Origin of the sequence: Microcoleus sp. F10-B2, assembly GCF_036704965.1 — a bacterium.
Classification (GTDB): Bacteria; Cyanobacteriota; Cyanobacteriia; order Cyanobacteriales; family Microcoleaceae; genus Microcoleus.
Genome location: NZ_JAUBTB010000028.1, coordinates 1 through 13,058 on the forward strand (window position 1 = coordinate 1; position 13,058 = coordinate 13,058).

The 13,058-nt window shown below is 47.9% G+C and carries 6 protein-coding genes; 3 read left to right on the forward strand and 3 right to left on the reverse strand.

Features of this window, described 5'->3' with window-relative positions:
- Positions 1 to 203: 203 nt before the first annotated feature.
- The 3 genes from QUA99_RS13065 to QUA99_RS13075 form a co-directional block, all read right to left on the reverse strand.
- Positions 204 to 1,793, reverse strand: coding sequence for a glycoside hydrolase family 57 protein (locus QUA99_RS13065; RefSeq protein WP_333237108.1), 1,590 nt, complete (start codon positions 1,791 to 1,793; stop codon positions 204 to 206).
- A 103-nt stretch (positions 1,794 to 1,896) separates the two neighbouring features.
- Entirely contained in the window at positions 1,897 to 5,118 is a 3,222-nt protein-coding gene (locus tag QUA99_RS13070; RefSeq protein ID WP_333237110.1) for an EAL domain-containing protein, read from the reverse strand.
- Between the two features lie 365 nt (positions 5,119 to 5,483).
- Positions 5,484 to 8,759 (reverse strand): PAS domain S-box protein, encoded by a 3,276-nt coding sequence (locus tag QUA99_RS13075; protein ID WP_333237112.1) that lies wholly within the window; start codon positions 8,757 to 8,759, stop codon positions 5,484 to 5,486.
- A gap of 623 nt (positions 8,760 to 9,382) precedes the next feature.
- Here QUA99_RS13075 and gatB point away from each other — a divergent pair.
- From gatB to QUA99_RS13090, 3 genes are all read left to right on the forward strand, one after another.
- The gene (gatB, locus tag QUA99_RS13080; RefSeq protein ID WP_333237114.1) at positions 9,383 to 10,873 is read left to right on the forward strand and encodes an Asp-tRNA(Asn)/Glu-tRNA(Gln) amidotransferase subunit GatB; all 1,491 of its coding nucleotides are present in this window, start codon (positions 9,383 to 9,385) and stop codon (positions 10,871 to 10,873) included.
- A gap of 370 nt (positions 10,874 to 11,243) precedes the next feature.
- Entirely contained in the window at positions 11,244 to 12,413 is a 1,170-nt protein-coding gene (locus QUA99_RS13085) for a pentapeptide repeat-containing protein (RefSeq protein WP_333237116.1), read from the forward strand.
- 43 nt (positions 12,414 to 12,456) lie between these two features.
- On the forward strand, positions 12,457 to 13,044 hold the full coding sequence (locus QUA99_RS13090; protein WP_333237118.1) for a Uma2 family endonuclease: 588 nt from the start codon (positions 12,457 to 12,459) through the stop codon (positions 13,042 to 13,044).
- The last annotated feature ends 14 nt before the right edge of the window (positions 13,045 to 13,058 follow it).

The window sequence follows — 13,058 nt, forward strand, 5'->3', positions numbered from 1 at the left end:
AATCATTTGAGGTTTTGGCAATTCTGAATTTCTTTGAAATGAAATCTGCTTGAATATCTGCGGAATGTGGGTTATATAGTGCCACAGCCTCTCCGAGATTCAAGCATGATTGCTAATGACAATTGTATGAAAAAAACCCGCACCGGCGGGTTTTGTTTGTGTCGCAACTCGTTTTAAACTGTGGGGATTTGCTCGAAGTTTGCTTAAAGCGATCGATAAACGCGATAGTTGATTTCAGGGAAAATATTGTCAATCTCCTCCACCTTCTCCAACCAACCGGAATCAACTTTTCCTTCTTTGACTTCATCGTACAGCTTGTGAAAGCGCATTAAGTGCGATCGAGTCCGCCGCACTGCATAAGGCACCATCGTTCCTGTACGCATGATAAATGCCCAGTCAGAAGATTGAGCTAGCAGCACTTCCCGCGCCGCCTGGTTCAAAGCCCGCCACTGCAATTCATCCGCAGGTTCCATGCTTCCCAACTCAATCATCCGTTCCGCAGCTTTGTGCAAGTGCGGGTAAATCCAAGCATTGGTATCGTTGAGCCAATACTCGTGGAAACCCCGGAAACCCCAGCTAGACTGAGACGGCCGGCACACTTGCTGAGTCGGATTTGCCCGCAAATAATCGGCTAAGTGCGTCATCTCGTAGGTATTTTGGTCGTACCAACTCTTGCGGAACAGGTAATCTAAGAACCAAGGCCCTTCGTACCACCAGTGACCGAAAAGTTCGGCGTCGTAAGGCGAAACAATAATCGGCGGACGCTGCATAATCCCGTTCAGGTGCTCGACTTGCCGTTCCCGGTTGAAGGCAAAGTTGCTGGCGTGTTCGGCGGCTTTTTCCCTTGCCCAGTAAGGATCGTACAACTGTTTGTCGCCTAAACCCAATCCGCGACCGGTGATTTTGTGATATTTAATCCCGGTATTTTTCCGCTGGCCGTTGGGCATGATGTAGGGCTTAATGTAATCGTAGTCAGCTTCCCAGCCCAAATCTTTGTAGAATTCCCGGTATTCGGCCGCCCCTGGATAGCCAACTTCGGAAGACCACACCTGCTGCGAGGATTCGTGATCCCGGCCGAAGGCGGCTACTCCGCATTCGGTGAAAATCGGGGCGTAGCTGCCGTAGCGGGGGCGCGGGCGGGCGTAGAGGATGCCGTGACCGTCTGTGAGAAAGTAGCGGAGGCCTGCGTCGGCTAACATCCGCTCTAAGCCTTCGTAGTAGGCGCATTCGGGCAGCCAAATGCCTTTTGGTCGGCGGCCGAAGTTTGCTTCGTAGTTGTCGCAGGCTACTTGAATTTGCGCCCAAACTGCCTCGGGGTACATTTTCATCAGCGGTAAATAGCCGTGGGTAGCGCCGCAGGTGATGATTTCGAGGTTGTTGGTGTCTTGGAATTGTTTGAAGGCTTTTACTAAATCTCGATCGTACCTTTCCCAAAAGTTCCGAACTTGAGAGAAGTGGGCGGCGTAATGTTCTGCTAAATAGCGGAGGTGACCGTTTCCGCTGTTGTGTTCGATTTCGAGATCCGCTAGTTCTTCGAGTTTAGCCAAGTGGTCGTCGAAGCGGTCTTGCAGTAAAGGGTCGCGCAGCATTGCCACCAAGGGCGGCGTCATGCTCATGGTAATTTTAAAGTCGATGCCGTCGCGCTTGAGCCCTTCAAAGACTTGCAGCAGCGGAATGTAGGTTTCCGCTATCGCCTCAAACAGCCATTCTTCTTCTAAAACGTAGTCGCTTTCGGGGTGGCGGACAAAAGGCAAGTGGGCGTGGAGAACGAGGGCGAGGTAGCCAATAGTCATAGTGATTTGGATGCCGTAGTTATTAACTGACGCCAGTTAGGGACAGCTTTAAAATATTTTAAGATTTTATGCTGAAACGGGACGCACAAAGTGCCGTGTTTTTTTAATGGCCTTTCTCTAACAAACTAAATGTCAGCAAATTCTGATTTTCTGCTTGCTGTCTGATTAGACTTGCTGCTGTTTGAGAGTCTACTGCCTTTGAAAAAAAGAATCCCTGGGCGTACTCACATTTTAACCCTTTGAGTATAGATAGTTGCGAGGCTTCTTCGACTCCTTCGGCTACTACATCCATGCCTAAATTGTGCGACAAAGTAACGATCGATCGCACAATTTCTGTCGGGTCAATGCCTCCTTTGCTGAAATCGAACTCACCTCCCATCCTGCTAACAAAAGAGCGGTCTATTTTTAAAGTATTTGTGGGGAAGCGGTGCAGGTAGGAGAGCGATGAATAGCCAGTGCCGAAGTCGTCAATGCACAAGTGTATGTTTCGGGCTCTGAGCTGCACCAGCATTGCTGTTACTGATTCGGAATTTTCTATGAGTACGCTTTCAGTAATTTCTAGTTTTAAACTGCTGCCGTCGAGGTGACTTTCTTCGAGAACTTGGTCGATGTATTCGATTAAATCTGGCTGAGAAAACTGTTTGACTGAAAGGTTGACGCTGACACTCAAGGGCGGGTTGCTTGGAAATAGCTGCTGCCACTCGCGGATTTGGTGGCAAGCTGTGCGGAGTACCCACCGGCCCAGGGGTACGATCAAGCCGGTTTCTTCGGCGATTGTGATGAATTCGCCGGGGGAAACTAAGCCGCGTTCTGGATGCTGCCAGCGCACTAGGGCCTCAAAACTGGTAATTGTGCTGTTGGCGATGCTGACTATCGGCTGGTAGTGAAGGATAAACTGGGGCGCTGCGGATAAGGGAGGCAAGCCTGATTGGGCGGATGGGGCCGATTGGGGAGACTCTTCTTCTCTAGCGGGCTCTCTAATTGATTCGATCGCTCGCCGCAGGTCGTTTTCTAGCTGCAACAGCCACAAAGCGTGGGCGTGCATGGAACTATTGAAAACTTCGTGTCGGGCTCTGCCTAGTTCTTTGGCGCGGTACATTGCTGTGTCGGCGTCTCGCAGCAGGTTTGTCGGTTCTAGGTATTCGCCAGAACTCAAAGCAATGCCGATGCTGGCGGTGATAAATACTTCGTGTCCGTCTAGAAGGATGGGGGAAGTAATTTTCTTTTGCAGACGGTTGACAATGTTGGTAGCTTCATTTACGCCCTCGATGTCATCGAGCAAAAGCACGAACTCGTCTCCTCCGAGGCGGGCCACTGTATCTCCTGCCCTCTGACAAGTTTCCAGACGCCGCGCGATCGCTACTAGCAGTTGATCCCCGATGGCGTGGCCGAGGGAATCGTTGACTACTTTAAATCTATCTAAATCGAGAAACAGCACTGCAAACAAGTAGTCTTTGCGCCGTTGTGCCAGCCTCAGAGAGTGTTCCAGCCGATCGGTAAATAGCGCTCGGTTGGGCAATCCGGTGAGGGCGTCGTGAAAAGCGTCGTGCAGCAGTTGTTCCTCCGCGAGTTTGCGCTGAGTGATGTCGTGGCAGTTGATCACGATTCCCTTGACTGCGGGATCGTGCAGCAAGTTGGTGGCTACAGCTTCTACATAACACCACGAACCGTTGCGGTGGCGGACTCGGTACTCAAGAGGGGACTGGCTTCTTTTGGGGTTTTCAATCGCTTTTTGGAGGGTTTGGGCGATCGCGGCGCAGTCGTCGGGGTGAACAGTCCCGAAGGCGTTGCGCCCGATCGCCTGGTGGGGCGAGTATCCCAAAATTCGCTTGACTGAAGGGCTGATGTAGCGGAAGATTCCTTCGGCATCGAGAATAATCGTGATGTCTGTGGCGTTTTCAATCAGCGATCGAAATCGCTGTTCGCTTTGTCTGAGGGCTGATTCAGCTTCTTTGCGATCGCTGATGTCGAGAGCTACTCCGTCTACAATTATGTCCCCGTTTTCGTTCTTGGAAAATCTGGCGCTGTCTTGCACCCACTTGACTTCGCCGGAATTCAACACGATCCGGTACTGGCGGTCGCAGGGCAAAAGACTCGCTCTCGATGCTGCTACGCTGAGGTCACACAAGCTTTTGTCGTCTGGATGGATGATTTCGGTCAAGAGTTCCGGGCGCGCCATTACTTCTTCGGGCCCGATCCCAGTAACTTCGCGCACGCCCGGACTGATGTAGGGCATGGAGGTTGTGCCGTCTGGATGCAGCACCAGGCGGTAGACTGAGCCGGGAATGTTGGCTGCCATCGTGGTTAGCTGCTGCTGAATGCCGCTCACTGCGGCTTCGGCGCGCTTGCGTTCTGCTAGTTCGGTTTGCGCCTGCAGGTATAGTTCAGCTTGGTGGATCGCGATCGCGCACTGATCGGCTATGGCTTTAACTAGCGACTGTTCTTCTGCACTCCAAGTGCGAGCCCGATCGCACTGGTAGAGGCAAATTCCTCCGAAAAATGAGTGCTGGTAGAGTAGGGGTGCGATCGCGATCGCGTGAAACCCTAAAATTTCGGCTGATGTTTGCAGGGACGGATCGAGAGTTGATAATTCCGAGAGCGCGATCGTTTCTCCGCGAGCCAGGGAGGAGCGGTAGTGTTGGGCAAATTCGCAATTTAGCCCGATCGCCCGTTCTCTGCCGACTGCCTTTGAGCTCATGTAGCGAATCCCGATCCCGCCTTCGCTATCTGGCTGCAAAATCGCGCAGCCACTGATTTCTAGAGCTTCATGCAGTTGATCTGCGGTGGTTTGCAGCACTTCGTCGAGTACGAGGGTTTCGCGCATGGCTTGGAGGATGCGGTTGACGATCGCTTCTCGCTGAGCTTGCCGCTGAATTTGAACGATCGCTTCTTGCTGCTGGCGGCGCATTTTGTATTCTTGGAGCGATCGTTCTAAGACGGTTGGCAACCTAAACAGCCGCCCCTTTAATACGTAATCGGTCATTCCGGCTTTGATGCACTCAACTGCCGCTTCTTCTCCCAAACTTCCCGTTACTAAAATAAATGGTATGTCTTGCCCTAATTCCTGCATTAATTTCAACACTTCTAAACCGTTGAATCCTGGCAGGCGGTAATCTGATAGTACAGCATCGTACCTGCAATTTAAGAGTAGTTTTCTGCACTCTTTTGCTGTTTCGGCAGTGTCGCAATTAAACTTTACTCCCCCCGCTTCTAAGGCGAGCATTATTAATTCCATATCTTCTGCCATGTCTTCGACAATCAACAATTTTAATGTTGATTCCGCTACCATTTTTAGTAGATAGTTGGTTTGACTTATATCTAGCATAAGGTATTCGGAAGTTTTTAATTTGTTGTTTTTGTTGTTACTAAATGTCATCTTTTAAATTAAACTTTGTTAATTTGAAGTCGAATATTTTAGTTGTTTTTAGTAAAATTAATTATATACTCTACTCTCCAGACCTTTATTTAGCACCCGGACCCTAGGGCTGACCGAACCGATTGAGGAGCATCCCAATTCTGTTAAAAGCATTTTTTAGGAGTCCGAGCATCTTGCACAGCCTAGATTTTCCGCTGCGATCTCTCAGAGCGAACAGTCCTGTGAAACCAAAATTCGGATGCTCTCACAGATTGTGACTTCTTTAAGTGTATAATAGTTTTAAATTCAAAATTTAAAACTACGATAAAGTTAACTTACGAATCTATATTGGCGTTTGAGATTGTTTGCCCTAGTTTAAAGTAAAACGTGGCTCCTTGACTAGGTACGCTTTCTGCCCAAATCGTGCCGCCGTGACGATGAATAATCCGCTGGACGATCGCCAAACCGATGCCGGTACCTTCAAATTCTCTCTGGGAGTGCAGCCGCTGAAAGGCTCCAAACAGCCGATCGGCATATTCCATCGGAAAACCCACGCCGTTATCTTTGACAAAAATCGTTCCATCCGGTAGCCCATCAATCACTATTGTAGCCGGAGTTCGTCCGCGGCTGAACTTGACGGCGTTGCTAATCAAGTTGCTGAACACCTGTTGCAGCAAGGTTGGATCTCCCGTTACCGTCGGCAAATTGCCGACGGCAAATTCGACGCAGTGGGGAGTTTGGGTTGGATCTGCTACATTTGGGGGTTTAGTCAATTTAATCGCAGTTTGCACCAAACGGGTCAGATCGATCGGAATTTGCATCAACTCGGTGCGAGTCACCCGCGACAGGGCGAGCAAACCGTCAATCAAGAGGCTCATTTTTTGGCTGCTGTCTTCAATTATTTCGATATAGTGAACTATTTTGCGATCGCTCAAAGCCTCTGTTGATTCTAACCGCTGTTTCAAGGCATTCACAAAACCTGAAATGTGTCGCAAAGGTGCGCGCAAGTCGTGGGAAACTGAGTAGGAAAAAGATTCTAATTCTTTATTGGCAGCTTCTAATTGCTCTGTACGTTCTGACAAGGCTTGTTTGGTCTCTACCAACTCAGTAATATCGCGAGCAGTGCCAATTAAAGCATAAACCTCGCCGTCGAGATTTCTCAGCGGAATTTTAAACGTGTCGAAGTAAGAATTGCCGCCGACTCTCACAAATTTTTCCTGGTAGTGCAGAGTTTTTCCAGATTCAAATACTTGGCGATTTTCCCGGCCAAATCGTTCTGATAGGTCGCTGGGGTAGCACTCAAAAATGGTTTTGCCCTCCATCTGCTGCCTGTTGTCGAAGCCCGAAAATTCGGCAAGGGGATGGTTGACAAAAGACAAGCGCATATTGTCCCGTTCTACAACATAAATGTAGTCCGGCAAAGCATCAAAAAAAGTCTCTAATTCTGCGGTACGCTGGGCAACTTGAGCTTCTAAAGTTTCGTTTAGTTCTTTAAGTTCAGCTTCTACTCGTTTGCGTTCGGTGATATCTTGACCGATGCCGATACACCTGCCGTCGGAAAGGCGAACATTTGCCCAAGAAGTGTCGATAGTTCGCCCGTCTCTAATTTTTGTTTTGAAGTCGCTCCAGTTCTGATTTGCTGCTTGAATTTGATCCAAAACGTATTGGCGGTATTCAGGCTGCGGATAAAATTCGGCCCAGATATCGAGCTCTTTAATTTCTGCCAAACTCCAGCCGAGCACTTGTTCCCAGTGGCGGTTTACCCAGTTTACTTCACCGCTGCTTCCCAAAAATCCGAGCATGACCGGCACGTTGTCGAAGATTGTTTGCAGCAGTTCTTTTTGCTGTTTTAATGATTCTTCGGCTTGTTTGCGATCGCTGATGTCGAGTACGGAACCGATAACTTGCTTCATTTGTCCGTCTGGGGTTCTTTTGAAGATTGTAGACCGATCGTGTACCCAGCGCCATTCCCCATTTTTGTGTTTGATTCTATAGTCTATGTCATCGGTTTCATGGGGATTGCTGCTGTGTGTTAGCCGCTCCATACCTGTAATTAGCTTGAACATATCTTCGGGATGAATTAAGTTCACTACAGCATCTGTACCCAAATCTTGCAATTCTTTGGTCGTGTAACCGAGCATGGCTGTGACCGACTCATTTGCATAAATATTTTTGTTTTCTACTGCATCGTAAATGTAGAGAAAGTTGGGGATAGTTTTCATAATGCTTTCTAAAAGTTCTTGATGTTTTTGCAGTTCCAATTCTGCCTGTTTGCGCTCGCTTAAGTCCAGCACAAAACTGACCCCAAACTGCTGCGTTCCTTCTAAAAATGTGCTGCCCAACATTACTGCAACGCGGCTACCATCGGAGCGAATAAATTCTTTTTCAAAGGGAACAACTGTATTCCTATCCTTAAGTTCTGCTACTTTTTCTGTGTCTAAACTTACGTATTCTGGCGGTGTCATTTCTTGCCAGTTAATTCTTCCTGAAAGCAGATCGTCCCGCGTATAGTTTACTGTCTTTAAAAAGGGAGCGTTGGCATCTATAATGCGCCCGTTAATGTCCCAAAATATTATGCCGATCATGTTGGAATCAACTATGGCTCTAAATTTTGATTCGCTTTCTCGCAACTGGGATTCGGCTTGTTTTAGTTCTGTGATATCGCGGGTGATGGATAAAACTGTTTCTACTGAATTGTCTTCAGCAAACTCGGGAATGACTCGACAGTGGTAATATTTTATGCCCTCGGGAGTGGGAAATTCAAATTCTACGGTTTCTTGTTTGCCGGTACCAAAAACTTTCAGAAAAGCCTCGTCCCACAGGTCACACAAGTGCGGTGGTATTTCTGATTCTTGGTTGGTTTTACTAATGAATTCTGCGGGGGGTTTTCCGGTTGCTGATTCTACTGCTTGGTTGACGTACCGGAGGCGCAATTCTCGATCGAACCGCGCTATGATATCGGTAGCATTTTCGGCTAGGGCGCTGAATGCCTGTTCGCGCTGCTGCAGTTCTTCTTGAGTGCGGTGGTGTTCGGTTACGTCTCTGGCAAAAGAGAGAATTGAAACTACTATTCCTGATTCATCGACGAGTGCAGAATTGTACCATTCGCAGTAAATTACCGAGCCATTTTTGGTATAGTTGCGGTTGCGGCAAACGTTGCGGGGTTCTCTGCGGTGTAACAGTTGATTTGCGACGGCGCACACTTGCTCGAAGTCTTCTTGATGAACTATTGACCATTCGTGCCAGTATTTGCCGATTACTTCTGCTGCACTCCAGCCAAATATTTGTTCTGCCATTGGCGACCACCGCACTACCCGCAATTCCCTGTCCCACTCTATAACTGCCATTGGCGAGTTTTCTAGGTGAAATTCCAGTCGCGAGTTGGCTTGTTTTATTTGAGTTTGAAGTTGCTGGCGGAGTTGTTTAGTCCCGGCAAAGCGATGGCTGATTTCCTGTGCGTTTTCTGAGCCAGTTTCGGCAATGTAAGCAATGGTTTCTGCTGTTTGTTTTTCGAGTTCATTCCAAGCTAGTTCGAGGGCTAATTCCGCCTGCTCTAGCTCAGTGATGCTGTTCTGAAACAGTGCGGCACTTTCAACTGGAATTTCAGGCATATTTTTGACACTTACGCAAGTGTTAATTTTAGAATTAAAAATTAAAAGTTAAAAATTAAAAATATGTAATTTCCTGTGAAATTATACATTTTTAACTTTTAATTTGTGGAGAGAGCCGATCGTTAGAGGCGGGCGGTGCTATTAAAGACTCTCAGTAAAAGGGTTTGGGGCGCAGATCCGCAATTGTGGTCGATCGATTTAAAACTATCCTGGGCAAGAGTGCGGGCGGGAGCTGGCGCTAAGTATATTTTTGCACAGGGTTGTTGTTTGGGGGCGATCTCAAGGATATCGGCGTGGGCCGATCGCGAATCTGTAGCAGGGCATTGCGTATGCCGCTCCCCATCGGTCTGAGCTTAAGGCGTCAAACCCACAGTCAGACAGGGGCTTTGACGCCTTAAGTTCAGACCGATGAAACCCCTCCTACCTACAAATAATCTCAAATCGGTTTGGTCAATATACTCCTGGACGCATAAATAGCAAAGAAAGCGGGTTTTTACCAGTGTTAAAGGTCGGGATGCAGTATTTTCGCAATAAAAACAACCCGCTTTCTGACCGCCCGTGCGTAAGTCATACAATAAAAAGCTAAAATAAAATCTAAAGTTATTCAGTCTTTTAGGTCACTTATGACTGCTGCTGCACCAGTTAAAACTCAGTACGAAGCCATTATCGGTCTCGAAACTCATTGTCAATTAAGTACGAATACTAAAATTTTCTCCAGTTCTTCTACAGAATTTGGCAATGCCCCAAATACTAACATTGACCCAATTTGTATGGGAATGCCAGGAGTGTTGCCGGTATTAAATCAAAAAGTGCTGGAGTATGCGGTGAAAGCAGGGCTGGCTCTCAACTGCGAAATCGCACCTTACAGTAAGTTTGACCGCAAGCAATATTTCTATCCCGATTTGCCGAAAAATTATCAAATTTCTCAGTTCGATTTGCCGATCGCTACTAACGGTTGGCTAGAAATTGAACTGGTAGACGAGAGGGGAAATTCTACTAGAAAAAAAATCGGGATCACTCGCTTGCACATGGAAGAAGATGCCGGAAAATTGGTTCACGGCGGCAGCGACCGGCTCAGCGGTTCTACTTATTCGCTGGTGGATTACAACCGCGCCGGTGTGCCTCTAATCGAAATTGTTTCGGAACCGGATTTGCGATCGGGCGCGGAAGCTGCCGAATACGGTCAAGAATTGCGCCGGATCGTGCGCTACATCGGTGTTGGCGACGGGAATATGCAGGAAGGTTCGCTCCGGTGCGACGTGAATATTTCAGTGCGCCCCGTTGGCTCAAAAGAGTTCGGCACGAAGGTGGAAATAAAAAATATGAACTCTTTTAATGCGATCGAACGGGCGATCGATTACGAGATCGAGCGGCAAATTCAAGCCGTGGAAAATGGCGAAACCATCGTCCAAGAAACGCGGCTTTGGGATGAAAACAAGCAGTGTACTTTCAGTATGCGGGTTAAGGAAGGTGCGAGCGATTATCGGTATTTCCCGGAACCGGATTTGCCTCCGATCGAAGTTTCGGCCGAGCAATTGCATGATTGGCAAGCTCAACTGCCGGAATTGCCGGCAATGAAGCGCCATCGCTACGAAACTGAGCTCGCTCTTTCTCCCTACGACGCGCGGGTGCTGACTGACGACAAAGCGGTGGCGGAGTATTTTGAACAATCGATCGCCGCCGGTGCTGTGGCTAAACAAGCTGCGAATTGGGTGATGGGCGATATTACTGCTTATCTGAAAAATGAAAAACTGGCGATCGCAGAAATTCCTTTCCAACCGCAGGATTTAGCCGAACTGCTGGCGCTAATTGATGCCGGTACGATCAGCGGCAAAATCGCTAAGGATATTTTGCCGGAGTTGCTGGCAAACGGCGGTTCGCCTCAGAAGTTCGTTGAGAGCAAGGGTTTGATTCAAATTTCGGATACTGGGGCGATCGATCGGGCCATAGATGCCGTGTTGGCCGCCAATCCCAAGGAGCTCGAACAGTACCGAGCCGGCAAAACTAAGCTGCTGGGCTTTTTTGTCGGTAAGGTGATGAAGGAAACGGGCGGCCGAGCCGATCCGAAATTGACCAACGAGCTGCTGGCGGCAAAGCTTAACTGCCCAGGCTAAGCATTCGTTAAGGGGGTTCTGTAGCGGAGACAGCGGCGGGCGGTTTTTCTCGATTCCGCCGCTGTCTCGCGCTGCCGGCTGGATGGTAACTTTATAATTAATATACATTTCTTTACAACATCTTCACGTTTGGGGGTTTCACCCCTCATCCCGATAGTGCTATATTGTGTTGTGTAGATGCACCCTGATGGCAGAGAGAGTTACTTAGGTAGCTCTCTCTTTTTTTTGTCTATTGTTTGTGGACGCGGACGTGAAAATACGGATGGGGAGAAAGGGAGTGCGTCATATCGCTTACCGATTAACGATTGCCGATTAGCAATTACCGCTGTGAGTCTATTAATATCAACTTTAGTTATTAACTAATTTTGACATGATGAGCGAACAAGCTAGCGAGCTAATCAAGCAGGGGATTTCGCAATATCAGGCGCACCAATTTGAGGCGGCGCTGGATTCTTGGCAGCAAGCGCTGGCGCTATATCGCTCAATGGACGATAAGCGGCGATCGGGTGCGGCGCTGGGTAATATAGGCGTAGCTTACGAAGCGCTGGGAAATTATGCTCAGGCGATCGACTGCTACCAGCAGCATTTGGTGTTAGCGCGGGAAATTGGGGATCGCCGGGGTGAGGCGAATGCTTTGGGAAATTTGGGCAATGCTTGCTGTGCTATGGAGGATTTTTCTGGTGCTATTGATTACCAGAAACAGCGTTTGGCGATCGCGCGGGACACGGGCGACGGGCGGTCTGAGCTCGAAACTTTGGGCAATTTGGCGCTAGCTTACGATGCTAATGGAGATTTGCCTAGTGCGATCGAATGTTATCACCAGCAGTTGTCGATCGCGCGCGCCAGCAAGGACGATCGCATTGAGCGCAATGCTCTCAAGAATTTGAAGCTTGCTTACAAGTATTTAGCAGATTACGAGAAGGCTAACCAGTACCGACAGGAGCAATTGGCGATCTTCCGGGAACTGTTTTTAATTGATAAAAATAAGAGTTTTGTACAACTTGCAGAAACAGTTGGTTTGAATCCGATTGAGGATTTTGCCGGAGCTAACTTAAGCGGTTTTGACTTGCACTACGCTGATTTTAACGGTGCGGATTTGCGCGAAACCAACCTCCGGGGTACAGATTTGACTTTGGCCGATATCAGCGGTGCTTTGCTGAGCGCTGCTATTTTAATTGATGCTAATTTGTGCAATGCTAATTTGCGGGATGCTGAACTCAGCAGCGCCAATTTGAGCGGTGCTGATTTGCGGACAAAGCTGCCCCGTGCCAATTTGAGCCGTGCAAATTTAACCAATGCCAATTTGAGCAGTGCTTATTTACCGAATGCTATTTTAGTTGATGCAAATTTGACTGATGCTAATTTTAAAAATGCTGATTTGAGCGGTGTTGATTTGAGCGGGGCGATTTTAAACGGGGCTGATTTGAGCCGGGCTGATTTAAAAAATGTGGTGGTTAAAAATGCGAACTTTTCTGGTTGTCTGGGAATTTCGGAAGCCGTGAAGGTTGAATTGACCGCACGGGGCGGGATTTTTGAGTAGAATTAATTGGAAAGGTTGGTAATTGTAGAGGGTAACAAAAGCTATGACTGCCGTAACTGCAAAACGATTCTCGATCGCCGAATATCACCGTTTGGGAGAACTCGGTTTTTTCGCTCCCGATGAGCGAGTTGAATTGATTCGCGGAGAAATTATCATTATGGCTGCTAAAGGTAGGCTTCACTCTGTTTGCAACAGTCTTTTACTTGAGGAGTTAGTCATTTTACTGGCAAGACGCGCTCGCTTGCGCGTACAAGAGCCGATTATTTTGTCTGATGATAGCGAACCAGAGCCTGATGTTGTGATTGCTCGCAATCGTGATGACAATTATTTGTCTTCTCACCCGGAGCCGGCTGATATCTTTTTGGTAATTGAGGTTTCAGATTCTACTTTGAAGTACGATCGCACAACCAAGTTGTCTCTCTATGCTGAGACTGGGATTTCTAATTATTGGATATTTAATTTGGTTGATAATCAACTGGAAATGCACAGCGAACCTTATCAGAAACAAAACGGAAGTTATAGTTATCAATTGCAACGAGTTGTTTTGCCAAATCAGACGGTGGTAATTCCTGGTTTTTCAGAGTTGTCTCTGGATTTGTCTTTGGTATTTCCCGCGCAGATTGGCGAGTAAAAAATCTAGCTCGA